General features: G+C 68.8%; 23 protein-coding genes. 15 read left to right on the top strand and 8 right to left on the bottom strand.

Annotated features, from left to right (window positions below):
* Nucleotides 1–397 precede the first annotated feature (397 nt).
* Nucleotides 398–1,510 (top strand): hypothetical protein, encoded by a 1,113-nt coding sequence (locus tag WMF45_RS49650; RefSeq protein WP_437714299.1) that lies wholly within the window; start codon nucleotides 398–400, stop codon nucleotides 1,508–1,510.
* Nucleotides 1,511–1,538: 28 nt separating this feature from the next.
* Here WMF45_RS49650 and WMF45_RS49645 read toward each other — a convergent pair whose 3' ends face one another.
* Nucleotides 1,539–2,036 (bottom strand): hypothetical protein, encoded by a 498-nt coding sequence (locus tag WMF45_RS49645; protein WP_437714297.1) that lies wholly within the window; start codon nucleotides 2,034–2,036, stop codon nucleotides 1,539–1,541.
* A gap of 215 nt (nucleotides 2,037–2,251) precedes the next feature.
* Here WMF45_RS49645 and WMF45_RS49640 point away from each other — a divergent pair, with 215 nt between their 5' ends.
* Entirely contained in the window at nucleotides 2,252–2,401 is a 150-nt protein-coding gene (locus tag WMF45_RS49640; protein WP_437714295.1) for a hypothetical protein, read from the top strand.
* A gap of 47 nt (nucleotides 2,402–2,448) precedes the next feature.
* Nucleotides 2,449–2,808 (top strand): hypothetical protein, encoded by a 360-nt coding sequence (locus WMF45_RS49635; protein WP_437714293.1) that lies wholly within the window; start codon nucleotides 2,449–2,451, stop codon nucleotides 2,806–2,808.
* On the opposite strand, the gene WMF45_RS49630 is transcribed toward WMF45_RS49635, so the two are convergent.
* Nucleotides 2,755–3,996 (bottom strand): ISL3 family transposase, encoded by a 1,242-nt coding sequence (locus WMF45_RS49630; RefSeq protein ID WP_437710533.1) that lies wholly within the window; start codon nucleotides 3,994–3,996, stop codon nucleotides 2,755–2,757. The genes WMF45_RS49635 and WMF45_RS49630 overlap by 54 nt on opposite strands.
* 208 nt (nucleotides 3,997–4,204) lie before the next feature.
* On the opposite strand from WMF45_RS49630, the gene WMF45_RS49625 reads away from it, so the two are divergent.
* Nucleotides 4,205–4,456 (top strand): hypothetical protein, encoded by a 252-nt coding sequence (locus WMF45_RS49625; RefSeq protein ID WP_437714291.1) that lies wholly within the window; start codon nucleotides 4,205–4,207, stop codon nucleotides 4,454–4,456.
* Here the strand turns inward: WMF45_RS49625 and WMF45_RS49620 are convergent.
* Entirely contained in the window at nucleotides 4,389–4,763 is a 375-nt protein-coding gene (locus WMF45_RS49620; RefSeq protein WP_437714289.1) for a mannan-binding lectin, read from the bottom strand. The two genes, WMF45_RS49625 and WMF45_RS49620, sit on opposite strands and share 68 nt — an antisense overlap.
* A 543-nt stretch (nucleotides 4,764–5,306) precedes the next feature.
* Here WMF45_RS49620 and WMF45_RS49615 point away from each other — a divergent pair.
* The 3 genes from WMF45_RS49615 to WMF45_RS49605 all read left to right on the top strand — a co-directional run bounded on the left by WMF45_RS49615 (nucleotide 5,307) and on the right by WMF45_RS49605 (nucleotide 6,852).
* On the top strand, nucleotides 5,307–5,435 hold the full coding sequence (locus WMF45_RS49615) for a hypothetical protein (protein WP_437714287.1): 129 nt from the start codon (nucleotides 5,307–5,309) through the stop codon (nucleotides 5,433–5,435).
* A 385-nt stretch (nucleotides 5,436–5,820) separates the two neighbouring features.
* Entirely contained in the window at nucleotides 5,821–6,642 is an 822-nt protein-coding gene (locus tag WMF45_RS49610) for a hypothetical protein (protein WP_437714286.1), read from the top strand.
* A 6-nt stretch (nucleotides 6,643–6,648) separates the two neighbouring features.
* The gene (locus WMF45_RS49605) at nucleotides 6,649–6,852 is read left to right on the top strand and encodes a hypothetical protein (RefSeq protein WP_437714284.1); all 204 of its coding nucleotides are present in this window, start codon (nucleotides 6,649–6,651) and stop codon (nucleotides 6,850–6,852) included.
* Between the two features lie 93 nt (nucleotides 6,853–6,945).
* Here WMF45_RS49605 and WMF45_RS49600 read toward each other — a convergent pair whose 3' ends face one another.
* Entirely contained in the window at nucleotides 6,946–7,260 is a 315-nt protein-coding gene (locus tag WMF45_RS49600; RefSeq protein ID WP_437714282.1) for a HEAT repeat domain-containing protein, read from the bottom strand.
* Nucleotides 7,261–7,647: 387 nt separating this feature from the next.
* On the opposite strand from WMF45_RS49600, the gene WMF45_RS49595 reads away from it, so the two are divergent.
* Complete coding sequence (locus WMF45_RS49595) at nucleotides 7,648–8,571, top strand: nucleoside hydrolase (protein WP_437714280.1); 924 nt, start codon at nucleotides 7,648–7,650, stop codon at nucleotides 8,569–8,571.
* 158 nt (nucleotides 8,572–8,729) lie between these two features.
* Nucleotides 8,730–9,896, top strand: a complete 1,167-nt coding sequence (locus tag WMF45_RS49590; protein ID WP_437714278.1) for a hypothetical protein — start codon at nucleotides 8,730–8,732, stop codon at nucleotides 9,894–9,896.
* Between the two features lie 59 nt (nucleotides 9,897–9,955).
* Here WMF45_RS49590 and WMF45_RS49585 read toward each other — a convergent pair whose 3' ends face one another.
* Complete coding sequence (locus WMF45_RS49585) at nucleotides 9,956–11,368, bottom strand: CotH kinase family protein (protein ID WP_437714276.1); 1,413 nt, start codon at nucleotides 11,366–11,368, stop codon at nucleotides 9,956–9,958.
* Nucleotides 11,369–11,595: 227 nt separating this feature from the next.
* Between WMF45_RS49585 and WMF45_RS49580 the strand changes: the two genes are divergently transcribed.
* On the top strand, nucleotides 11,596–13,278 hold the full coding sequence (locus WMF45_RS49580; protein WP_437714274.1) for a DEAD/DEAH box helicase: 1,683 nt from the start codon (nucleotides 11,596–11,598) through the stop codon (nucleotides 13,276–13,278).
* Between the two features lie 156 nt (nucleotides 13,279–13,434).
* Nucleotides 13,435–14,817: an AAA family ATPase gene (locus WMF45_RS49575; protein ID WP_437714272.1), complete on the top strand. Its 1,383-nt coding sequence runs from the start codon at nucleotides 13,435–13,437 to the stop codon at nucleotides 14,815–14,817.
* 88 nt (nucleotides 14,818–14,905) lie between these two features.
* Here the strand turns inward: WMF45_RS49575 and WMF45_RS49570 are convergent, their stop codons facing one another.
* Nucleotides 14,906–15,490, bottom strand: coding sequence for a hypothetical protein (locus tag WMF45_RS49570; RefSeq protein ID WP_437714270.1), 585 nt, complete (start codon nucleotides 15,488–15,490; stop codon nucleotides 14,906–14,908).
* A gap of 194 nt (nucleotides 15,491–15,684) precedes the next feature.
* Here WMF45_RS49570 and WMF45_RS49565 point away from each other — a divergent pair, with 194 nt between their 5' ends.
* Together WMF45_RS49565 and WMF45_RS49560 are read left to right on the top strand one after the other, a co-directional pair.
* Entirely contained in the window at nucleotides 15,685–16,881 is a 1,197-nt protein-coding gene (locus tag WMF45_RS49565; protein ID WP_437714269.1) for an FAD-dependent monooxygenase, read from the top strand.
* A gap of 202 nt (nucleotides 16,882–17,083) precedes the next feature.
* Nucleotides 17,084–17,287 (top strand): hypothetical protein, encoded by a 204-nt coding sequence (locus WMF45_RS49560; protein WP_437714267.1) that lies wholly within the window; start codon nucleotides 17,084–17,086, stop codon nucleotides 17,285–17,287.
* A 58-nt stretch (nucleotides 17,288–17,345) separates the two neighbouring features.
* Here the strand turns inward: WMF45_RS49560 and WMF45_RS49555 are convergent, their stop codons facing one another.
* A complete protein-coding gene (locus WMF45_RS49555; protein WP_437714265.1) occupies nucleotides 17,346–19,790 on the bottom strand; it encodes a cellulose binding domain-containing protein in 2,445 nt (814 codons plus the stop codon).
* A gap of 672 nt (nucleotides 19,791–20,462) precedes the next feature.
* Between WMF45_RS49555 and WMF45_RS49550 the strand changes: the two genes are divergently transcribed.
* A complete protein-coding gene (locus WMF45_RS49550) occupies nucleotides 20,463–20,897 on the top strand; it encodes a fosfomycin resistance glutathione transferase (protein WP_437714263.1) in 435 nt (144 codons plus the stop codon).
* Between the two features lie 109 nt (nucleotides 20,898–21,006).
* Here WMF45_RS49550 and WMF45_RS49545 read toward each other — a convergent pair whose 3' ends face one another.
* On the bottom strand, nucleotides 21,007–22,254 hold the full coding sequence (locus tag WMF45_RS49545) for an MFS transporter (protein ID WP_437714261.1): 1,248 nt from the start codon (nucleotides 22,252–22,254) through the stop codon (nucleotides 21,007–21,009).
* A gap of 74 nt (nucleotides 22,255–22,328) precedes the next feature.
* Between WMF45_RS49545 and WMF45_RS49540 the strand changes: the two genes are divergently transcribed.
* Nucleotides 22,329–23,279, top strand: coding sequence for a LysR family transcriptional regulator (locus WMF45_RS49540; protein ID WP_437714260.1), 951 nt, complete (start codon nucleotides 22,329–22,331; stop codon nucleotides 23,277–23,279).
* Nucleotides 23,280–23,302: the final 23 nt, after the last annotated feature.

Raw genomic sequence — 23,302 nt, 5'->3', positions numbered from 1 at the left:
GTTCCAGCGGCGCGAGTCCCGACTCCCGTCAGCAATACCCGCATCGTCTCTCTCCCTTCCACCACGCGGGCCGCGTGGATGACGGAGGCGACGATGGCACCGGAGACGCGTTTTTTCATCGTATCAACGCCTGAGTTCCGGTATACATGCTGAAGCGGGAGACGGGGCGAGGACGCCCGTACCACGGATCATCCGTTCAGGACCAGACGGCCGGAGCTTCCTGGGGCTGAGCTGGCTTGTCGAGCCGTCTGAGCGGAAGGCGCTCCTCCTGCTCGGTTAGGGAGCGGGTGAATCCTTATCCGCTCGACCAAGGCGATAGCCGATCTCGGCAGGGCTGCGAGCGGGCTCGGCGTCGGCGCCCGCGGGGCGCGGAATGCATCTTGAACCGCCCTGATCCATGGGCGACGAGGCTGCGCATCCTGGTGACGCAGCGGGGGCCGCGGCGCTCCCGCTGAGCGAGGCGACGAGCGAAGCAGGCGTGGGCGGGCGCCCTGTCGATGCATGGCTCGAGGAGCTCTTGTCCCGCGCGGTGCGCCGCTACAACCGGCGGCCTCGCCCCGCGAGCATCGCGGCGTCGACCGGCGTGACGGAGTCGACCGACGCGCGCGCGGTCATCCGGCGCGCCTGCATCCGCTCGGCGCTCGCGGGCGGCGCGACCGGGGCGCTCTCGACCGGCGCGGCCGTGGCCACGGCCGAGACGAACGGGCTCGGCGGGCTCGTCGCGATCCCTGCGGCCATGCTCGCGATCGGTGGTGAGACGGTGCTCCGGCTGCTCCTGCACGTGCAGATGCTCTGCGAGCTCGCGGATCTCTTCGGGCTCCGGTTCGATCCGGACGAGCCGGCCGACGTGTGGGCGCTGCTCGCCCTCACGTTCGGCGTCGTGGAGCACCCCCAGGACACCGACGATCCTGCGGGCGTGCTCGTGCGCTCGGCGCGCGGGCGGGGCTCGGATGTGGCAAAGCAGCTCGCGGCGCGGCTCGCCGGCGAGAGCGTGGCGCGCAACCTGGTGCCCGTGCTCTCGGTCGCCTCCTCGTCGATCACGAGCTGGGTAGTCACCCGTCGCCTCGGGGATACCGCACGTCGATACCTGCGTTACCGGAGCGCGCTCGACGAGGCGCTCTGCGACGAGACGCTGCGCCCGCACCTCGATCGGCTGTTCGACGGGCTCTGGTTCATCTTCACCGCCGATGGACGCCTCACGCCGGAGGAGTCCGCGCTGCTCGCGGCCGTGCTTCGGCGGCTGCCGGCCTCGGCGCGCGCTGGCCTCAACGAGCGGCTCGCCGACGACATCACCTGGATCGAGCGCCTCCGCGACGTGCCGGAGGGCGCGCGCGCTCCGCTGCTGCGCGCGCTCGAGATCGCGGCGGCCGTGGACAAGGTCGCGTCGCTGCGGGAGCGGAAGCTCCTCGTCCACGCCGCGGCGGCGCTCGGCCTCCGCGTCGACGAGGGCGGGCTCGCTCGGATGATCCGCGAGTTCGAGGAGATCGGCACCCTCGGCGTGGCCGCATAGCGCGGGCCGTGGCGCGCCGGCCAGGGAATCACGGGAGGGCGGGTCGGCCCTTCAGAAAGACGCCGACGAGGACGCCGAGGTATGCGCCGGCATGGAGCCCCCAGCAGACGAGGTATCTCGTGGCGGCGTCGCGGGACGACACACCGAGGCTCGCCTCGCGCACGCCGAACGGGTCGAGCGCCGCCATGACGGCCGGGCAGAGCGCGAGCGCGGCGGCGAGCGCCGCCATCATCCTGACCAGCCAGGCGCGCCACGAGAACCGGTCGCTGCGCGCGGCGCGGAGGAGGCCCACGCCCGCGACGAGGGCGCCGAGCGGCAGACCTCCCCGGAACCCCGTCCACGCGACCGCGAGCCGGAACGGCAAGCTCGACGCGGCGAGGCCCTTGCCGTCGAGGAAATACTCCGGGGAGATCGTGGCGGTGACCTGATCGAAGAGCGCGCCACAGGCGCCCGCGGCCAGCGCGCCAGCGAGGATGGCCAGGTACTCGCGAAGACGGGAGGGCGAGGCGGGTGGGCTAGGCCGCACGACGCCCACGATACGACAAGCGGAGGCGATCGCCGCAAGCTTGCCGGGCGATTGTTCTCGGCCGGCAGAGCACTTCCCGCTCGGAAGCGCACGGTGGGCAGGAAACAAACGAGCAGAGCTATTCCAATCCATTGGCGTGAGATCCGACATGCGGGAGGCTCCGTTGCACGCTGCTCTTCGGGCGCGGCCCGCCGACGAGGCGAGGGCGGTGCGTCATGGAAGGTGAACGCGATGAAAGGGAGCGGCAGATGATCCTGGTGACCGGAGCGACAGGGAATGTGGGTGGTGCGGTGCTCGAGCAGCTCGTTCGCATCTCCTCGGGCGCATGGACTGGACGTTCGACGAATGGCTTGAACGCCACGTGAAAGCGTTCCAGTAAGGTGCGGCGGCAGATCGCCAAGGAGGAGAGAGCATGGCAACGAGAGCGACAAGGATCCTCGTCATCGGCAAGAGGGCCGATGTCCTCGAGCGGAGTGTGGCAGCGCTGAACAAGCAGGGGCACTCGGCCGTCGGCACGTTGAGCGCATCGCCGGACACGGAGCTCCACGCCGGCGACTTCGACCTCATCACGATCGGCGGCGGCGTGGACGCCGCCACCCGGGCGCGCCTCCACGCGCGCTTCAAGGAGCAGAACAAGGACGTGATGGTGCTGGACGTGTACGCCCCGATCGCCAGCCAGCAGATCGCCCGGGCGCTCAGGAGATCTTCCGGCTCTCCTTTAGGTTTGGTGGATGCGTGGCCAGGTGTGAACCGGTTGCAGTGCGAGACCTGAACAGCAGAGGTGAATCAGCGCGATGAGGGAGGAGGCGCCGTGAAGGCCGTACGACCGTCGCGTAATGGTGCGCACCTTGCCATTGGTGCCTTCCGAGCGTGCGTTCGACAGCCCGCTTGCGACGTAGGCGACGATGCCATCGAGATGGCGACCAATTGTTCGCGCCGCTTTGGCGAAGGGCTTGAGGCCCGAGCGCGTCGCCCACGATATCCACTCTTCGAGCTTCGCCAGTGCGACATTCGGCTGACGCCGATCGAGAATGGCAGCGAACGACTCCTTGAGCAAATAGGCGCGGTAGAGCGTCGCATTCGCCTTCGGCAGTTCGGTCAGCTTCGCTCGCTCGATTCCAGTCAGGTTCCAAGGGTTTTTCTGCAGCGCGAATCGGGTGTGCTTCAGCGCGCTGCGCTCTTCTGGATCTTCGATCGTTCTCACCTCTGCACGGCGTACTTCGTCGAGCGCGTCATGAACCAGCCGCTGGACATGAAAGCGGTCGAAGATGATCTGCGCGTTCGTCGCCGACTCCGAGACCGCCGAGATGTACGCGTTCGACATGTCGATGGTGACCGCCTGGAGGAGCGCGCACCGCTCCGAGCCGAGCTCTTGGAAGAAGGTCCGGAGCGTGTCGGCGTTCTTCCCCTCTCGCGCCCAGACCACGCGCCCGGTGACGTGGTCGACCACGATGGTCACGTACTTGTGGTGTTTCCTGTAGGAGAGCTCGTCGACGCCGATGTGCGTGAGCCCGTCGAGGATGTCGTGGGGCAGCCGTCGCTCGACCACGCGACCGATGATCGCGCCGACCGTCGCCCACGCGACGCGCATCATCGCCGAAACGACGGTCTTCGAGGCCATCTGCGCCAGGTACCCGACCGTCTCCTCGAAAGCGTGCGTGAACCAGCTCATCGGGTCGGCCCAAGGCACCATCTCGGTGGTCACTCCGCACCGCGAGCAACACAGCCGCCGCGGCGAGTACTGGAGCTCCAGCGACATGCCAGCGAGGTCGAGGTGACGCCAGCGACGCGGTTTCCGCTGGTCGTACACCTTCCTCACCTGGTGACCGCACCCTCCGCAGCGAGGGATCTCCGTGGTCGGCTCGACGTCGCAGACCAGCCCGTCCGCCGTGAATTGCGCGCCAGTGACGCGAGTGAACTTGATTCCGAGGACATTGTTGAGCAAAGTGGTGGCGCGCACGGCCGATCGGGCTCCATGGGTTGGTGTGGTAACCCCCGAGGTAGCCCGTCGGCTGTGCGCGTTCCATCCCCAATCGCACCGTGCCCCTCCTGAGCCGGGGCCGCCTGCAACGCCGCGGGCGCCAGGGCGAGGTCACGCCGCCGCGCATCCACCAAACATCTCGGAGAGCCGATCTTCCGTCGAGGGCGAGCTCGGGAGCGCCTTCTCGGTGACGGAGGCCAATGACACCTTCGTCGCCCGCGCGACGATCGAGCGCGCCTGCACGCTGCGCCTCGACATCTACAGCTACCCCGGCGGCGCCCTGGAGCCGGAGGTCGCGCGCATCGTCGACACCTCCGTCCCCCAGGGAACGCACGAGTTCAGGATCGAGAAAGAGCTCGCGCGTGACGGGTTCATGGCGGTGCTGACCTTGAACGGCGAGGAGCACCACCTGCACCGCCTGCAGCAGCACCCAGGCTGAGCCGCGCGGCGCGCGCCCTCCCGCAGGTGACCTGCATCGGCCGGTTCGGCACGTCAAGAGTTGCCACCCCAGTCGCGGTCACATCGCCGCGGGGCGGCGGGTTGCAGCCACAGACCGACATGCGGCCGGGCTCGGTGGTCCTCCACTGACCGTTCCAGGTCACCCGGCGGAGCTGGCTCGGACATTTCGTCTGGGCGTCGTCGTTGTTCCAGATCGGACCGGCGTTGACGTCGAACGCCACGGCCGTGCGGAGGGACAACACGCTGCCAGCGATCGCAAGTACAGCAGCCTCGTGCTTCGTTTTCATGATCGACTACTCTCCTTCGCTCTCGCTGGCGGCTCTCTGCGATGGAACCGTCGTCCATCCGCGCTGAATCGAGCGGCGCACGACACTCTACAAACCACCTTATGCCAGCCGACATGACGTCAACATCTCGACGAGATTCGCACGATGCCGGCGCTCGCATCATCTGGAGGGGCAGGAAACCCAAGGACCTTTCCACCGTGTCAAGCCCCTCGCAAGGCGTTCCGGGTGTCCTCTCGGGCACACGCTTGCCCCGCGTCTTCGCCAACCGCTCCAGATCGTCATCAGCCCCGAGGATCCGGGATCAGCCCCCGAGCCGCTTCCCACCACCGAGCCGATCAGCACCAGGGAGGCAAGGCCTCCGAGCACCCGCGAGGTGGCCGACCTGCTGGGCATGACGTTCTCACCGCTTCTCCAGCCCGAGCAGACCGCGCGCCTGCGCAGGGCGCGGCCCAGCTACACGGGCCTCCTGGGCGACGTGGCGGTGCTGCGCGCGACGGACGCCGGCGCGCTCAACCTGCCGGACGACGCGCCGAGGTGCTGCTCGTGGCGCAGGCCGAGCAGGAGCACCTTGGCGCGCAGGAAGCCCACCGGAGCCTGTTCGAGCAGCGGATGCAGGTCGACGATCGCGCGATGAAGATGCGCGTGGAGATCGCCCGGCGGCCAACGCCCTGAAGAAGAACGACCGAGATCTTCCACGTTTCGGCTCGGAGGGGCAGGGAGTCGGAGGCCCGCTCACGCCGTCGTCCGCTGTCTAGCCGGCACGCGCCCGCCCCGGTCACCTTGACAAGGCGGGGTAGCCGTAGGGTACGCTATCTTTCCGCAATGAGTGGAGCGGGACGACGCGGTGGGTCGGAGTTCAAGACGCTCCACGTCGGGGCGGCGGTCGGCTGTCGGGCGGGCGGATGCCGCCGAGGGGGCCGCGGTCGATGACGCGGGTGCGTCGGCACATCCTTGTGGCCGAGCAGGGTATGAATCATTCGGACCGTAGCGCGGCGCCGCTAGGCAGATGTACAGCTGCATGAACAGCAACATTTAACAGCTGAGTACTGCGTCGGCGATGCAGGTCGCAGAGGGTTTGTGGATCCTTTGTCACGAGGTGACGCGCATGGTGGCACGCAAGACCGTGAAGGCTCAGAAGAAGGATCGTCTGGTCGAAGCCGCGGCCGAGGCCGAGCCCAAGCCGCGGGAGCAGCCGACATCTCAACCCGCGTCAAAATCGCGTGGGAAGAGCACTGTTCTGATCGCCGCAATCGGTGCTTTACCAGCCTGTCTAACGGCGGTACTGGGGTATCTCCAGGGATCCAAGAGCACCGATGCCGCGAAGGCCGAGGCGGAGCTAAGCGCGAAGAATATCACGCTACAATTCTCCGAGAACCCTAATTTCAAACGACTGAGCTACCCCAACTATGGGCTCTCTCTGTTTGCTCCAGTGTCCTGGACGATGGAGGACAGCCCTGCACGTCTCGCGGGAGGCGAGTTCAATCTCGTTCAGCGATACGAAGACACCAAGGGCGCCGTTGGAATGAACTTCAGGCTCCGCCCTGTACAACCCAACTACATCAACGACCCTGCTTCCCAGGTCAAGAACCAATTAGATGTCCTTGAAAAGATCTCAGTCGTTCAAGTTGGCGATGTCAGCATATCTGGAATGACCGGAAAGGTCTTCGACTATGAAACGCCGACGGGCGCGAGAAAGATGCGAATCAAACTATACTGGGTTCGTATAGTCCCGGACGTTCAATTGCAAATTACATGCGCCGAGTACACCGACTCCAAGGGAGCAACCGAGTTCTGGCGGGATGTAGATCAGGTCTTGTCCAGCATTGTTATCGCGCAGGATTCCTGGCAAGTCCGCTACAAGAACGGGTTTGCCAAGTAGCCGCGCATGCTGCATCGATCACCGAAATCAACGCTGAGCTTAGAGAGGCTAACAGGCTTTCGCAACCTCGCCGCCGACGTTGACGGAGCCGCCGCGGTTCCTGCCGGTGGCGGTGATGGCCGACGTCTCGCCGATCGTCGCGGAGCCGACCGCGTGATCTCGAGCGGCATGTTTTTCGTGAGCTTCCGCAGCGACATCCGCCGGATGTGAGCCCGCGGAGACCTCCATCGCGGCGCGCGCGGTGGATCGGCCATGGCCCTCGCCGATCCGCACAGCACGCGCCCTGAGGCCGCGCCGCGATCGCTATGCCCTGGCGCGGAGATCGATCGCCTCGATCGCCATCCGGGCCGTGTCGCACGCGCGGTAAATGTTGGTGCGGGTGCCGGTCGCGGTACGCTCGAACGGCTTGGTCTCGTGCTCGAGCAGTCGCTCGAGCGCCGGCCGCGCCCGCGCGTCGCCGAGCTCGCCCAGCGTGCGCGCGGCGTCCTGGCGCATGAACGGATCGGCGTGCCGCGTGAGCTCGGTCAGCGCGTCGAAGCCCGCGGCGCGATCCTGCCGGACGAGCGTGTCACGGAGGCGCGGCAGGAGCGCGGCCAGCGTCCTCCACCTTCGCGGCATCCCGGGCGCGGAGGGCCGCCGCAGCGATCGAGCCGTCGGCGTCGTCGACGCATGGCGCGGGCATCGGCGGCCCAGCGCGCCACATCGTCACCCGCGCGCCGGCGCTGTCGTGCGCCGCAGGATCACGGCGCGGCGCGCTCGTTCAGGGAGCTGTCCGACCGCGACGTCGCTCCGAGCGTACAGCGGTCGGGGCGCGCCAGGCCGTCTTGAAACCCGGCCATCGTGAGGACGCAGGACCTTCCTCGGCAGCGGAGATACACTTTCATGCCTTCTTGCGCCCTTGCGTCTTTGCGCCTTTGCGTTGAAATTCTCCTCCTCGCCGCGCGCCGGACCCCGCCGGGATCGCTGGCGCGCGACCCACCCCTCCGCGCCCGCAAGGAGCTCTTCATGACACGAACGCGCGTTCTCCTGGATCACGACGGCGGCGTCGACGACTACCTCGCGATGCTCCTCCTGTTGACGATGGACCACGTCGATGTCCTCGGCGTCGTCGTCACCCCCGCCGACTGCTACATCGAGCCCGCCGTCAGCGCCACGCGCAAGATCCTCGATCTGGTGGGCCGCCACGACGTGCCCGTCGCCGAGAGCACCGTCCGCGGGCTCAACCCCTTTCCGCCCATCTTCCGGCGCGACGCCTTCTGCATCGACAAGATCCCGATCCTGAACGAGCGCGAGGAGATCCTGACCCGGCGCGTCCCCGAGGCGGGCCAGGCCTTCATGGCGAGCGCCCTGCGCGCCGCTCCCGAGCCCGTGACGCTCCTCGTGACCGGGCCGCTCACCACCGTCGCCGCCGCGCTCGACATCGATCCTCAAATCGAGAGGAACATCCGCGAGATCGTCTGGATGGGCGGCGCGCTCAACGTGCACGGGAACGTGCAGACGGCCTTCGAGAGCGGACAGGACGGCTCCGCCGAGTGGAACGTCTACTGGGACCCGATCGCCGCCGACCGCATCTGGAAGACGGCCATCCCGATCACCCTGTGTCCGCTGGACCTCACGAACCTCGTCCCCGTCACCCAGGCGTTCCTCCGCCGCCTGTCCCGCCAGCGCCGATACCCCCTCTCCGACCTCGCGGGCACCTGCTACGCGCTCGCCGGCCACCAGGACTACTTCGCGTGGGACGTGCTGACGACATCGTACCTCGGCAAGCCGGAGATGTTCGCCCTCCGCGCGTGGGAGACGGAGATCGTCACCGCGGGCCCCTCTCAAGGGCGCACCAGGGTCGTGCCCGGCGGTCGCACGGTACGGGCGCTCGACCAGGTGGATCTCGAGCAATTCTACGGATATCTCTTCGCCCAATGGTCGAGGTGACACCGGGAGGCCGGCACAGGGTGACATCGCGGTCATATCCGCGACGCGCGCGGGTGCCCGCAACGACCTCGCGGCGGTCGCGCGAGTCGCCATCGGCATGGTATCTGCACACGCCCCCGCGAAGCTGACCCGGGTCGGGTCATCGAGGAGGAACTTCAATGCATCATTCTCGCTTCACCGCGTTGACGCTCGCCGTCATGGGAAGCCTGGGCGCTCTCTGCATCTCCCGTCCGAGCTCCGCCTGCACGCCTGTGCCGGACGGGCGCTATGTGTACGACGCCTCGCGCGCCATGCCGCTCGACGGGGTCATCGTGGTCCGGCTCAGCTGCTATTCCAACTGTCCGGAGAGCGCGCCCGTGCTCCTGGTGACGGACAAGATCACGGGCGAGGCCGTCAGCGGCACCCTCGAGGAGGTCGCCGAGATCGCCGAGGTGGTCGCCGGCCAGCGCGAGAGCGTGCTCGCCTTTCGCCCCGCAGCCCCGCTCGTCGAAGGCCATACCTACCAGATCGCGCTCGAGGGAGAGCAGCGCGGCACCGTCCCCTGGGAGACCCGGGCCAGCGCAGCTGTCGACATGGACGTGGGCGCCATCCCCGTCGAGACCTGGGTCGCCGTGCAGGAGCGCTGGCGCGGCGAGGCGAGCTGCTGTGTCGCCGACCTGGGCTCAGCGAGTTGCGGTCCGCTAGAGGCCTGCGTGGCCGAGGAAGTGGAGCATTATGTCACTGTCTCCCTCGATCTGACCGGGGAGGAAGACAGCGGCGTGCGCCAGTACGTGCAAATCGTCACCTTCTCGAGCCCGGACGGGAAGGAGCTCGACACGCAGACGTTCTGGGACGGGAACCCGAGCCATACGTACGACGTCGCGGCCACGGAGTACTGCTACCAGATCACCTACAAGAGCCTCATCGACGGCACGACGGTCGAGACGGAGCGCGCCTGCGTTCCGCACGGCGACGCGGGCGCGACGGGCGTCTTCCCGGCCGACCCGGCGCAGATCGCCGCGAACATCGGGGCGTGCTCTTCTCCGCCCCAGGGCTTCGAGGAGGCCTGGTGCAGCGCGAGGGCGGCGTTCTGCGAAGAGGCCCCCCACCTCTGCGCCGACAACGACGTGAGCTCCTGCGAGGCCCCCGATACGGGTGCCGGCGGCTCGGGGGGATCCGGGGCGGGTGGTGGCAGTGACGCTCCCGAGGACCCGGATGGCGATCACGTCAGCGTCGGCTGCTCGGTCGGCGCGGGCAGCGGCGCCTCGTCCGGCTGGGCGCTGCCCGCGATCGGGCTCGCGCTGTCCCTCGCGAGCCGCGCGCGGCGGCGTCGCGACCGCCGCTGAACGGATCCAACGCGCCATCGCAGCCCGGACCGGAGCGAAGCCGCCCGATCCGGGCGGCGCTACCTGGCCAGATCCGCGCGCAACGCGTCCGGGCGCTCGCGGATGGTGTCGAGCAAGCTCTGGAAGCCCCGCTCGAACTCTCGCTGGGAGTACTCCTTGCGCGGGTCGGCGGCGACCTGCTCGCGGATCTGCTCGTAGTAGCTGCTGGCGAGCCCTTCGAGGTCGGCGCTCTCGTACGCCTCGATGATGCTCTCCACCGCGCCGCGATAGGCGGTCACGCAGCCTGGGCTCTCCAGGCAACGCCGGAAGAGGAGCCCCGTCGAGATCGCGCCGTTCGGGAAGTCCCCCTGGCGCGCGAGCTCGAACAGCGCGATGTAGGGCTTGCCCGAGTCGCGGAAGGGCTTCATCGAGAGGTCCATCCCCCACGGCAAGAAGACGAACTTCCCGGAAGCGGGATCGTTGTAGATGCGAAAGTTGTTCGGATAAAAGACCGTGTAGGCGTACATATCCCACTGATTCACCGCGGCCTCGGCCGCGGTGAAGCGCAGGAAGTGATCGGTGTCGAGCGAGCCGCCGATGTCCTCGAGGAACGTCGCGCTCTTCGCCGTGTCCACGGCGGCGATCAGCGCAGCGAGGTCCGTGCGGTCGTTCGCGGCCTCGTTGGTCTCGAGATCAAACTCCGCTTCGGCGCCCGGCACGAAGTCGACCTGCCCTTCTTCGTACAGGTTTCCGTCGTTGCTCGCGAACCAGCGCGAGAGAAAGGTCGTGTCCTCGGCTTCGACGTTGGCATACACGCCGTAGAACTCGCCATTGACGACCACGAGCGCGCTGTTGCAGCGCGGGGCGGGCAAGCCGGCGTGGCGGAAGAGGTCGTACGCCAGGCGCTCCGCGAGGAACGACGGATCTTCGACCATGTTGTTGAGCGTCATGCGCTCGAGGCCGAGGAAGGTCTGGTCGTCCACGAACTCGTCGAACTTGAGCTTGAACGGCGCTTTTTCGTCGAGGCCGCGGAAGCTGCCTTCGCCCTTGATGCGCAGCCCGATGTTCGAAACGGTGATTGTCCCGTAGCGCAGCGTGGCCGAGACGTACTCGTCCTGGAGCGGATCGTCCGGGCCCGACACCCGCTGCAGGGCTTGAACCGACTCCGGGGGCAGCTCGATGTCGAAGCGCGGCAGGTTGGTGCGGTCGTAGATCTCCGCGCTGAGATCAGGACCACCTCCTGCTCCGCCCGACCCGTGCCCACCCGCCCCCGCCTGGCCCGTCCCGGCGCCGGCACCTCCGCTCGAACCCGCCTGGCTCCCGTTGCCGCCCGTCGTCCCGCTGACGCTGGCGCCAGCGCCGGTTCCGCTGCTCCCCGCTCCCGCTCCGGCCGCTCCGGGTCCCGCGGGCTCGGAGCAAGCGACGACAAGGCCGCACAGGGCCGAGGCTAGCAGCGCTGTCGGCACACAGCCGACGAAGGTCTCGATGCGCATGACGACACACCCAAGGCGAAGAGAAAGGACACCGTTCGTGAAAATGTGTTCGCTCACATGGTCGATGTCAATTCCAATCAACCCGGCCGCGGGGCTTCTCGCGGGCGCCGCGTCGAGCGGAGGTCCCCTCGTTGGATGGCGTGCGGGAGCTGCCGATCGCCGATGAGCACGGACTCGGGTTCCGGGTTATGGTGCGCGACGCGTGCGCGACGCCCGCGCGAGAGCTCATGACCACCCCGACGACCGCCTCAGCACCGATGGGCCCCGGCGCGCCCGCCCTCCGCCCGTACCAGCGCGCCGCCGTCGATGCCGTCCTCGCGGCCCGCAGGCGCGGCGTCCGGCGCATGGTCGTGTGCCTCCCCACCGGCGCTGGCAAGACGGTCATCTTCTCCCATCTCGCCCGCCTCGCCAGGCGGCAGGTCCTCGTCCTCGCCCACCGCGAAGAGCTCCTCTTCCAGGCCAAGGAAAAGATCGAGCGCGCCCTCGCCGGACAGGCCACGGTCGCCGTGGAGCAGGGCGAGCTCCGCGCCCCGGCGGACGCCCGCGTCATCGTCTGTTCCATACGCTCCCTCCACGAGAAGCGGCTGGAGCAGGTCACCGGCGGTCGCGATATCGGCCTCGTGATCTACGATGAATGCCACCACGCCCCCGCCGACGACAACCGCCGCGTCCTCCGCCAGCTCGGCGCCTTCGACCCCGCGTGGACAGGCACCCTCCTCGGGTTCACCGCCACGACGGCCCGCGGCGACGGCAAAGGCCTCGACGATGTCTTCGAGGCGATCGTCTACAGCCGCTCCCTCACCGAGATGATCGCGGACGGTTACCTCGCCCCCCTCACCGGTTACCGCGTCGCCACCGCCACCGACCTCTCCCCCCTCGACGCCGGCGGGCTCGACTTCGCCACGGAGGAGCTCGAGGAGGCCGTGGACCTGGAGGAGCGCAACGCGCTCGTCGCCCGCTCCATTCAAGAGCTCGCCCGCGACCGCCGCACCATCGCCTTCTGCGTCACGGTCGCGCACGCCAGGAACCTCTCGAAGGCGCTCAACCACCTCGGCGTCCGATCCGCCTATGTCCACGGCGACATGCCCTCCGACCTCCGCGGCCGGATCCTCGCCGATTTCCGGGAAGAGCGCGTGCAGGTCCTCACCAACGTCGCTGTCCTCACCGAGGGCTTCGACGACCCTGGCGTCTCTTGCATCGCCATGGCCCGCCCGACACGCTCGGACGGGCTCTATGCCCAGTGCGTCGGGCGCGGCACGCGCCTGCATCCAGGCAAGAAGGATTGCCTCATCCTCGATTTCGTCGACCTCTCCTCGCTCCAGCTGTGCACGCTGCCGTCGCTCTTCGGCATGCCCCGCGACCTCGATCTCGAGGGCAGGGACGCCTCGGAGGCGAGCCGCTTCTTTCGGCAGGTGACCTTCGACTACCCCGGGTTCGAGGTCGAGGCGGGCCGCATCACGCTGCGCGAGATCCAGGAGCGCGCCGCGCACTTCGATCCGCTGAGCCTCCGCGTCGACCCGGAGGTGATGGCCATCTCGCGCAATGCGTGGGCCTCTCTCGGCCGCTTCGGGCTCGCGCTCCATTACGAGAGGAAGCCCGGCGCGCTCAGCGAGGTCGTCGTCCTCGCCCGCGGCGCTCGCGGGAAGCGGTGGCACGTCCTGCTGGACGGAAGGCAGGTCGAGCGCTTCTCCACCCTCGAAGAGGCGGTGGCCGCGGTCGATTACGAGGTCGCGCGCCGCGGCCCCGCGGCCGGGGCCTCGGCGCGCCACGACGCGGCATGGCGCAGGGCAAAGGCCCCTGTGCCCCTGCCGGTCGAGCCCCCGAGGGGCTATCCCCCGCCGAGCACGATGGAACAGGCGATGATCCTCGCGGTGTGGGCGAGGGTCACCGCGCCGCGCGAGCAGCGCTGACCAGGAGCGTCATCGCGGCGCGAAAAACCCATCTTCGCCGTCGCGTTCCCGGCCCTCGTCGCCGGCGCCTTCCTGGCCGCCGCCCTCTTCACCGGCGCCTCGCCCCATTTCGGCCTCGGCCTTTCAACGCCCGACGGCATGATGTAGAGTGCAGTCATGTCATTCGGCATGAACGTCCTCCGGAAGCTCATCGAGCTCGCCCACGAGCGCGTCAGCAAGGACGAGTCCGTCATAAGAAAGAAGCTTCGCGATCACTTCGCGCTGGACCCCGCAGCGTTTCCCGTCGTGGAGGCGAGCTTTCCGGAGTACGACCGTCCGAACGTCCAGGTAGCGCTCGACGCGATGCTGGGAGAGGGGGGACGATCGCACGCGCTCCTCGGGCTCACTGGACGCGATTCCTACAACCGCATTCGGCTCGGGCAGCTCGCCACGGCGACGGAGGCGGGCCTGTTCGAGGGTGGTCCCACCATCGGCCCCGTCGAATACACGACGGTCGATCTCGATGCAGGCCAGAAGGTCTCCTGCCTGCGATGCGGCCTTCTCCTCGTACACACCCCCGAACGCCTCGCCGTGCTCATCGGCGGCAGCGAAAAGCCATGGGACGGCGGCCTCACGGTGAGCGTCATGGCGCCGGAGCGCGAGGCGGGAGAGCGCTTCCTCGCGATGCTCCGCCGGACGATGCTCGAACGCAACGTCTACCGCGGCAAGGTGGTGTCGCTCGACCAGGTGGACCGCAGCACCATCGGGGTGAGCTTCCGTCCATTGCGGCAGGTCGGAGAGGGGGACCTCATCCTGCCGGGAGACCTGCTCCAGCGCATCGAGCGCTGTACGATTCGCATTTCAGAGCACGCGCGCTCCCTCCTCTCCGCGGGCCGACACCTGAAGCGCGGCGTTCTGCTGCACGGGCCTCCGGGAACCGGGAAGACGCTCACAGCGATGTATCTCGCGAGCCGCATGGAGGGGCGGACTGTCATCTTGCTGACGGGCCGTTCCCAGGGCCTCATCCGGCAATCGTGCGCCATGGCGCGCTTCCTCCAACCCGCCACCGTGGTGCTCGAGGACGTGGATCTCGTCGCGGAAGATCGCACGCGGCCGGACCAGTCGTGCAATGGGGTGCTCTTCGAGCTCCTGAACGAGATGGATGGCCTCGGGGAAGACGCTGACGTCCTGTTCCTCCTGACCACGAACCGTCCGGATATCCTGGAGCCCGCGCTTGCATCCCGACCCGGCCGCGTCGATCTCGCCATCGAGGTGCCGCTTCCGGATGGCGAGGGCCGCCGCAGGATGTTCGAGCTCTACGGACGCGGGCTGACGTTCAAGGGGGTCGATCTGCCCCGGTGGATCGCGCGCACCGAGGGGGCGAGCGGCGCCTTCATCCGCGAGCTGCTTCGCAAGGCGGCGGTCTTCGCCGCCGAAGAGGGGCAGGAGATCGTGGTCGACGATCGGCACCTCGACGACGCGATCCGGGAGCTCGTGCTGTGCGGTGGCGGCCTCACGAAGAGCCTTCTCGCGGCGCAGAAGATGATCGAACAAGGGTGATCGCCCAGCCATCGCCATGGGCACGGCCGCTCGCGGCTCGCGATGATCGTCGACAGCTACCTGGCGAAGGAACTCGGGCCGCGGACGCTCAGGATCCCCTCTTTGCGGTCGCCTTCCCGCCCCTCTTCGCAGCCGCCTTCTTCGCAGCCGCCTTTTTCACCGGCGCCTTCTTCACCGGCGCCTTCTTCACCGGCGCCTTCTTCACCGGCGCCTTCTTCGTTGCCGCCCTCTTCGCCGGCGCCTCGCCCCGCTTCCGCCGCTCGCCCGGCACCTTCCCGATGCGCGGATCTCCCGCCTCGATGAGCGCGCAGGCCCGCAGCGCGGCTTCCTCGAAATCGGGCGCCTCCGCCGGGAGCACCTGCCAGCCCGTCACCCCGCTCCCGAGCACCTCGATGCTCCTCATGCTCGGGAACTCAGGGCGCAGGGCCGCGTGGTGCTCCTCCGTCGTGGCGAGCCAGACGCCGTTGTCCTGCGCGGGCGCGGGCTTGTCGCGCAGGATGAGGACGATCTTGTCCTCCACATAGACCGCCAGGCAGCCGAACATCGGCCGCGTCTCGGGCCCGAGCGGGGTGAGCGCGTCGAGCACGAACTCGTGCGGTACCGGCTTGCGCTTCCTCGCGGCGAACACGTCGTCCGCCGGCGCGACTCGGCTGCTCCCGCTGCGCTTGATCATGGCGACAAGGATAGACGAAGCGGCGCCCGAACGCACCGCCAGGCCAGCGCCCGTACGACGCCCCGACGATACCCGAGGGCCCGAGCCCCGCCGAGCGGACCGGGACGCGACAGCTCGGCGATCATCCAGCCGCGGTGAGGATCCGTCGAACCGGACGGGGTTGACACCGGCCCCGGCCCGGTGACACTCCACCGGTGGAACATCGGACGGTCTTGATCTCGGGGGCGAGCATCGCCGGTCCCGCGCTCGCCTTCTGGCTTGCGCGCTACGGATTCCGACCCGTCGTCGTGGAACGCGCCGACGCGCTCCGGCTCGGCGGGCAGAACATCGACGTCCAGGGCGCGGCGCGGAAGGTCGTGCGCCTCATGGGGATCGAAGGCGACATCCGAGCCGCCACGACGGGGGAGCTGGGGCTCCGCTTCGTCGACGAACACGACGTGACAAGGGCCGAGTTCCCCGCGGAGACATCGGACACCGGTGGGTTTACCAAGGAGCTCGAAATCCTCCGCGGTGACCTCGCCAGGATCCTTTACGACCGCACCCGAGACACGACGGAGTATGTTTTTGGCGACCAGATCACGGGCCTCCGGGACCACGGCGACCGGGTAACCGTCTCCTTCGAGCATGGCGCGGCGCGCGATTTCGACCTCGTGGTCGCTGCCGATGGCATCCGCTCGCGAACCCGCACGCTCATCGTCGGGGATGAGCCCAGGATTCGCCCGCTCGGCCTGTATGCCAGCTACTTCACGATTCCCCGCGGAGCTTCCGACAGCGCCTGGGCGCGCTGGTACCACGCCCCCGGCGGGCGATCGATGCTCCTGCGTCCAGACAATACGGGTACCACCCGGGCGTCGCTCTGGTTCCTGTCGCCCCCGCGCGGCTATGAAAGGCTGAGCGTCGCCGAGCAGAAGGCGGTCATCGCGCGCGTCTATGCCGACGCCGGCTGGGAATCGCCGCGCGTGCTCGCGGCGCTGGCAGACGCCGAGGACGTCTATTTCGACGCGGTCAGCCAGGTCATGGCGCCACGCTGGTCCCACGGTCGCGCCGCGCTGGTGGGTGACGCCGCGTACTGCCCGTCGCCGGTCAGCGGGATGGGCGCGAGCCTCTCTCTCGTCGGCGCTTACGTGCTCGCGGGAGAGCTGTCGCGGCACGCCGGCCATCGAGACGCCTTCGCGGCCTATGAAAAGCTCCTGCGCCCCTATGTCGATCTGGCCCAGAAGCTCCCGCCAGGCGTCCCCTGGATCGCGCACCCGAGGTCAAGGCTCGGGGTTTCGCTCCTTCACCGGGTCCTCTGGCTCGCTTCCACTCCCCTGCTGCAGCGCCGCGAGGGGTGGTTCGGCTCCTCCGCGGCCGACAAGATCGAGCTCCCCGATTACTCGAACGGAGGCTGACAGCCGCATGACCCTGGCGGCGGATCTCGCCGCGACTCTTGACGAGCGAGGCCGCGCAAACAAGCCGTGCTGCCGGCCGCGCTTCGAGCGCCGGCGGCGCTGCAGAACGTCGGCTGGAGCGAGCACGCTGTATTGCCGAGCAATGGAGTCACAACATGGGCGTAGACTTCACCGCCATCGTCGACCATGGCCTATCCTGGGCATGGTCATCTACCTACCGGACAGCGGCTTCAGGCCGTCGGAAGCGTCCGACCTGCTGTTCGAAGACGCCGGCGCTGGCGACGTGAAGAAGTGGCTGGAGACGAACGTCGGACCATCGATCGCCGACGCGGGGAGCCTCCTCGATGCAGACGACGACTCCGCAGAGACGGCCTACTTCATCGAGGAGGTCAATCCAGGTCGTTGATGTCGATGAACCAGGGGATGAACGCGCCGAGTGCAGGCCAGGGCGCGCCGCCTTCGGCTCAGGGAGCGAGCGCCGTCTTGTCGAGGTGCCCGAAGTCCCAGGCCACGGAGGAGCCAGGACCGTAGTCGACCGTCACCGGCTCCTGCGCGGCGAGGCGGTCGAAGGCTGCGCGCGGGAGCAGGAATTGAACGGTGTGGAGATCGCCGTTCGGATGGCGAGCCGCGGTGCTTCGCTCGGCGCCGACGGTGAGCACCAGGTTGGTGGCGCGGAGGTCGAAGAACTCGGCGCTTGTGAGCGTGAGCTCGACAGCGTCGGACCCGCTGCTCCTCACGCTCTGGATGGCATTGCCTGCCGTGATCCGCCGCGCCTCGGGCCTGCTCGTGCCTGCGGCGCGCGCACGGGCGCTGGGCGGCGCCGCGCTCGACGCAACGGAGGCGAGCTGCCCCGAAGCCGCCAGGGCCTCGGTGGTGACGCGGGTCGCGCGGATGTTCGCCAGGAACAGGCTGTTTCCGTCGAGCGGGGTGGTGAAGGTCAGACGAACCCCGCGCACCGACGCGAGCGTGGCGCCGCTGAACGAGGACAGCGGAATGCGCGCGGTCGGCAGCGTGGTGCCGCCGCGCGGCGGCGGACCGAGCTCCAGGAACTCATCGATGGCGACAGCGCTCGACCGGGTATCGTCGGCGTTCACGAGCTCCACGAGGAACGACGCCTCGGTCGGGTCGGAGCTCCAGCTGCGGTCGGCGCGAAGATCGAGGGTGTCGTACCCCGTGAGATCGAAGCCCGTGCCTGCGGCGGACCAGTTCGACTGGAAGAACGTCGCGCTGCCCTCGGCCACGTCGTGGATCCAGGCGCCCGAGAGCGAAGGGTCGTGCCCGCTCAGGGGCGTGTGCTCCACCGAGAGCGTGCCGCCGGTGGTGTTCGGCAGGCCGTACGAGCTCGTGCCTGTCGGATTGATGAAATCCTCGAGCATCAGGCTGTCGGCGGAGCCGCCGCCGGGATGGTAGCCGCGGCGGACGCGGTACGGGACGTCCGGAAAGGGGAAGGCGGGGTCGAACAGGGCGTTCGCGGCCTCGTCGCGCTCCGCGCCCACGTTGGCGGTGAAGAACTGAACGGCCGCCAGGCGACCCGTCTCGCGCTGCGCCGGCGAGCCATGCTCCAGCGGATCGAAGAGCTCCTCATGGTCGATGCAGCCCGTGATCCCGCCGCCGTTCCCGTCCGCGAGCTGCCACTCGCTGTTGTAGTAATTGTGATTGGCGCCCCACACATGATAGAAGGACTTGGAGAGGGGCTCCGGCTCGGCGATGCTCATCATGCGATCGAACGGGCGCATCCCGGGCAGATCGCTCAGGTCCCAGTCGCAGGCCGGAAGGATCACGTTCCAGGCCGTCTGGTCAGCGTTCAGGCGCTGGCCGTTCTGGCCCTGATCGGTCGGGCCGATCTCGAAGATCCCGCGGATGCTCACGGGGCTCTCTATCAGCGCAGGCCAGGGGCTGCCGCTCCGGCGGTACTCGTTGTAGGCGAACCGCACGGCCTCGCCGCCGCGCGAGTGCCCCAGCAAGCCCACCTGGTCGAAATCGATGCGATCGAGCAGATCCACGCCGAGCTCCGGGGGCGTCGGCTCGGCGCCGCTGTCCCAGCGGCTCAGCCGCTCGAGGTGGCGGAGCAGCAGGCGTCCGCGCGGCCCGATGACGAACTCGTCGCTGGGCGAGCCCGACGCGGCATGGATACCCCGGTTCGTGTTGATGGACACCACGAAATAGCCGCGCGCGGCGAGGTCCGCGGCCATGTAGTCGTAGCCGCGATGGTTGGGGACGACGACGTAGTTCGCCGGGCACGTCCCCGTCGCGGCATACTGGTTGTTGTTGTCCGTGCGAGGATTCACGCCCGTGCCGCACGTGGGGTGGTTCCCGTGCATGAACACGAGCAGCGGATACTGCTTGCCGGCCTCCAGGTTCGTCGGGCGGTAGAAGGACGCCCAGAGCTCGGTCGCGTAGTCAGGGCTGACCATCGCGTCGATCGCGGCCGGGAACTTGTACTCCGCGATCGCGACGCCGCTGCCCATCGGCGGCAGGTCGCTGCTGACTGACAGCACGACCGGCTCGATCCCCTGGCTCGGGATGCTGGCGCAGAACCCGAACTGGCGGCTGCCCGACGGGGGGATCGCCGCATTGCTGCCTTGAGGCGTGACCGTGATCTGACCCGTGCTCCCGCTGAACGTGCCGTCCCAGGACGAGAAGATGGCGCCCGGGCCGACGTCGAGCGCGACGCTCCACGTCCCCGTCGTGGCGCTCGGGTGCTGGTTGCTCACGACGATGTGCGCGCAGTACCCCTGACCCCACTGCGAATCGATCACGCGATCCGCGCTGATCCCGTTCGCGCCCTCCAGCGCGGCCTGCGATGTGCCGATCGGCTCCGTCGAGCCGTCGCTGCATGCCGGCAGCAGCGCCAGCGCTGCAGCCGCCGCCCACGTGTTCCATCTGCTCTGGAAGCTGAAGTTGTGCATGGTTCTTACCCAAGTTGGTGATGAAGCGTCCGATCGTCGCGCCGCGTTCGGCAGGGCGACGAACCACCCCGTTCGTCACGACGAGCTGCTGACACTCGAACCGATCTAGCGTCCGGATTCATGACCTGGCAAGCGCCGGAGATGACCCGATGCGCATGCGCGATGCCGTGATTCAGCCGTGATGCCGGGGCTCACACCTGACGACGCCCGCCGCGCGCTCGTACCGGCGCGGAGAGCGGTCGCTCTCGGTGCGACGAACGCTATTGGCAAACAAAGGAGCCTCGTCAAGCTCAGCAGTGCAAATCATTCCTCTCATCGCCGGACGGCCGATGACGGCGCATTGCATAGTCGCTCTTCGACGGCTGCGCCAGTAGGGTTCTTCCGGACTTCAGCACGGATCTTCATGCGCTTGGCGTACCACCCACCCGCGGCGACATGGATCCATGTGCAAGGAGCGATTTCGTGGTTTAATTTCGAAAACTATCGTGTGAAGTAATGTAAAGGAGCATCAAATCCATTGCGTCCGGGCGTCTGCCGGCGGCGCGACGCTTCGTGAAGAGACGAGGCCGCGCCGGGGCTCGGCGCTCGCCGTCCCCGCGCCGGTCCGTCGACCGGGTGCCTGGAGATCGAACGCTCCCTCACGGGCCCGCTGTCGCCTATGCTGCCGGAGCCATGGCGATCGGCGGCATCAACCACGTGACCCTCGCGGTTCGAGATCTCGACCGCGCCGTGCAGTTCTACGTCCATATGCTCGGCGGAACGCGGCGGGCGCAGTGGGCCAGTGGCGCGTACCTCGAGCTGGGAACGCTCTGGCTCTGTCTGGAGCTCGACGCGCGCGCCGCGCGGCAGGCCGACGACTCGCACCTCGCGTTCTCGGTCGATGCAGAGGGCTTCGCCTCCCTAAGCGAGGCCGTTCGCCTGAGCGGGGCCCGGATCTGGAAAGAGAATCGCTCCGAAGGGGCGTCGCTCTACTTTGAGGACCCGGACGGCCACAAGCTCGAGATCCACGTCGGCGACCTCCGGACGCGCCTTATGTCCTGCCGCGAGAAGCCCTACGAAGGGATGGAGTTCTTCGACGACGGAGAGAGCAAGGCGCCGGCGCGCTGAGCGATCACCACGTGGCGCTCGACATCGTCGAGTACAGAAGAGGACGTCGCGCGGATCACGCTGGCAAAGAAGGGCTGAAGGACAGGGGGACGTCTGCTGTCGTGAGCCGTCACGCGCTCGGAGATGGGCGCGTCGCCGGCCAGAGCCGGACGAGGAGCGCGCTGGCCGCCGCCGACGAGGCGAGGGCCGTCACCGCCAGCCAGCCCCACCGGGCGAAGAGCACGCTGCCCAGCGCGGCGCCGGAGGCCATACCGACGAACATGCCGACGACGAGCACGGCGTTGACACGGCTGCGCGCGCCGGGCTCGATGCCATAAACGATGGTCTGATGCGCCACCAGCGCGGCCTGGATACCGAGGTCGAAGGCGACGGCGCTGGCGCCGAGCAGCCACAGCCGTCCATGCGCCGACAGCCAGGGCGACAGCGCCATGGCGGCGAAGGCCACGAACGAAAGGGCGGCGCCCATGCGCGTCACCCGTTCGGGCCCGCTGCGGTCGGCGATGCGGCCGGCCAGGGGCGCCGCCACCGCGCCGGCCGCCCCGGCCAGGCCGAAGGCGCCCGCCACCGCGCTGCCGAGGTGGAACGGGGCGCCGTGCAACAGCACGGCGAGCGTGGACCAGAACGCGCTGAACCCCACCGACAGCAGCCCCTGGGCCAGCGTCGCGCGGCGCAGGGCGCCGTGGCGCTTCCACAGCGCGGCCAGGGAGCCGAGCAGCGCGGCGTAGCTCAGCTGCGTGGTCGGCTCGAAGCGCGGCAGGCTGCGCCACATCGCCGCGCCGAGCAGGGCGATGCTGGCCGCGGCGGCGACGAACACCGCGCGCCAGCCGAAGTTCTCCGCCACGAAGCCGCTGATCACGCGGGACAGCAGGATGCCCAGCAAGAGGCCGGTCATCACGGTGCCGACCACCTTGCCCCGATGCGCCTCCGGCGCCAGCGTCGCGGCGGCGGGCACGATGTCCTGCGCCAGGGTCGCGGCCAGGCCGGTGACCAGGCTGGCGACCAGCAGCGTGCCGATCGCGTGCGCGGCGCCGCCGAGCAGCAGCGCGCCCGCCAGCAGGGCAGCCTTGGCCAGGATGATGCGCCGCCGGTCGTAGCGGTCGCCGAGCGGCGCAAGCAGCAGGATGCCGAGCGCATAACCCAGCTGCGTGAGCGTGGGCACGAGGCCGAGCGCGCGGTCCGAGGCGCCGATCTCGGCCCCCAGCACGCCGAGCATGGGCTGGCTGTAGTAGATCGAGGCCACGGCCAGGCCCGCGCCGGTGGCCAGCAGCAGCACCAGGGCGGCGGGCAGGGGCGGCGCGGACGCGGCGGGCAGCGGCTGGGGGGCGGGGGGTGTATGCGTCAACTGAATGGCGTGCATGGTACACCGAGTATGGGAAGCATCGCTCCAGCGCTGTAGTGGCATGGAGCGCACGATGGTTATACCGTCGGCGTATGACCAGGCCGGCACCTCCCTCGCCCTCGTCGCTGGACGACATCGGCTTGCTGCAGACGTTCGTGAGGATCGTCGAGTCCGGCAGCCTGTCGGCCGCGGCCACGCTGCTGGGGACGACGCAGCCCACCGTGAGCCGGCGCTTGCAGGCGCTGGAGCGCTCGCTGGGCCTGCCGTTGCTGCAGCGGTCCACGCACACGATGAAGCTGACCGAGGACGGCGAACGGTGCTTCGAGCGCGCCAAGGCGCTGCTGGCCAGCCTGGAGGCGTTCGCGTCGGACATGCGAGGCGACCGCGACCAGCCCGACGGGACGCTGCGCGTGGTCGTGCCGCACGCGTTCGGCCAGCACCAGCTGGTCAAGCCGCTCGCCGACTACCTGCGCCGCTACCCGCGCGTCTCGGTCGAGTGGCTGCTGCATGACCGGCAGCCGAACTTCATCGCCGACGGCATCGACTGCGCGATCCTGGTCGGCGCGGTGGCCGATCCGGCCGTGGTGGCGATCCGCCTGGCCGAGGTGCCGCGCATCGTCGCCGCCGCGCCCTCGGTGCTGGGCCGGGCCGCGCGGCCGGCTCATCCGTCGGACCTGGCCGACCTGCCGTGGCTGGCGTTGCGCACCTACTACCGCGACACGATCACGCTGACCCACGCGTCGGGCGGTGAACGGGTCGAGCTCGCGATCCGCCCGCGCATGAGCACCGACAGCCTGTATGCCCTGCGCAGCGCCGCGCTGATGGGGCTGGGCGTCTGCGTGGCCTCGTCCTGGCTGTTGACCGACGACCTGGCGCAGCAGCGGCTGCTGCACCTCGCGCCGTCGTGGCAGGCGGATCCGCTGCCGGTCCACCTGGTCTATCCCCATGCCCGCTTCTATCCGGCCCGACTGCGTCGCTTCATCGAGGTGATGCGGGCGTCCGTGCCGGCGGTTGTCGACGGCGCGGCGGCGCGGCGCGGCTGATCGATCGGCGCGTGCCCAGGCCC

Origin of the sequence: Sorangium sp. So ce448, assembly GCF_051520915.1 — a bacterium.
In the GTDB taxonomy this organism is placed as follows: Bacteria; Myxococcota_A; Polyangia; order Polyangiales; family Polyangiaceae; genus Sorangium; species Sorangium cellulosum_B.
Note: the sequence above shows the minus strand (reverse complement) of the source record. Positions and strands in the feature narration are given on the sequence as shown.

Bases quoted from the DNA above. Each gene is read 5' to 3' on its own strand.
- WMF45_RS49650 (WP_437714299.1), top strand. From the start codon at position 398: ATGGGCGACGAGGCTGCGCATCCTGGTGACGCAGCGGGGGCCGCGGCG.
- WMF45_RS49640 (WP_437714295.1), top strand. From the start codon at position 2,252: ATGGAAGGTGAACGCGATGAAAGGGAGCGGCAGATGATCCTGGTGACC.
- WMF45_RS49635 (WP_437714293.1), top strand. From the start codon at position 2,449: ATGGCAACGAGAGCGACAAGGATCCTCGTCATCGGCAAGAGGGCCGAT.
- WMF45_RS49620 (WP_437714289.1), bottom strand. From the start codon at position 4,763: ATGAAAACGAAGCACGAGGCTGCTGTACTTGCGATCGCTGGCAGCGTG.
- WMF45_RS49610 (WP_437714286.1), top strand. From the start codon at position 5,821: ATGCAGGTCGCAGAGGGTTTGTGGATCCTTTGTCACGAGGTGACGCGC.
- WMF45_RS49605 (WP_437714284.1), top strand. From the start codon at position 6,649: ATGCTGCATCGATCACCGAAATCAACGCTGAGCTTAGAGAGGCTAACA.
- WMF45_RS49600 (WP_437714282.1), bottom strand. From the start codon at position 7,260: ATGCCGCGAAGGTGGAGGACGCTGGCCGCGCTCCTGCCGCGCCTCCGT.
- WMF45_RS49595 (WP_437714280.1), top strand. From the start codon at position 7,648: ATGACACGAACGCGCGTTCTCCTGGATCACGACGGCGGCGTCGACGAC.
- WMF45_RS49590 (WP_437714278.1), top strand. From the start codon at position 8,730: ATGCATCATTCTCGCTTCACCGCGTTGACGCTCGCCGTCATGGGAAGC.
- WMF45_RS49585 (WP_437714276.1), bottom strand. From the start codon at position 11,368: ATGCGCATCGAGACCTTCGTCGGCTGTGTGCCGACAGCGCTGCTAGCC.
- WMF45_RS49580 (WP_437714274.1), top strand. From the start codon at position 11,596: ATGACCACCCCGACGACCGCCTCAGCACCGATGGGCCCCGGCGCGCCC.
- WMF45_RS49575 (WP_437714272.1), top strand. From the start codon at position 13,435: ATGTCATTCGGCATGAACGTCCTCCGGAAGCTCATCGAGCTCGCCCAC.
- WMF45_RS49570 (WP_437714270.1), bottom strand. From the start codon at position 15,490: ATGATCAAGCGCAGCGGGAGCAGCCGAGTCGCGCCGGCGGACGACGTG.
- WMF45_RS49560 (WP_437714267.1), top strand. From the start codon at position 17,084: ATGGTCATCTACCTACCGGACAGCGGCTTCAGGCCGTCGGAAGCGTCC.
- WMF45_RS49555 (WP_437714265.1), bottom strand. From the start codon at position 19,790: ATGCACAACTTCAGCTTCCAGAGCAGATGGAACACGTGGGCGGCGGCT.
- WMF45_RS49550 (WP_437714263.1), top strand. From the start codon at position 20,463: ATGGCGATCGGCGGCATCAACCACGTGACCCTCGCGGTTCGAGATCTC.
- WMF45_RS49545 (WP_437714261.1), bottom strand. From the start codon at position 22,254: ATGCACGCCATTCAGTTGACGCATACACCCCCCGCCCCCCAGCCGCTG.
- WMF45_RS49540 (WP_437714260.1), top strand. From the start codon at position 22,329: ATGACCAGGCCGGCACCTCCCTCGCCCTCGTCGCTGGACGACATCGGC.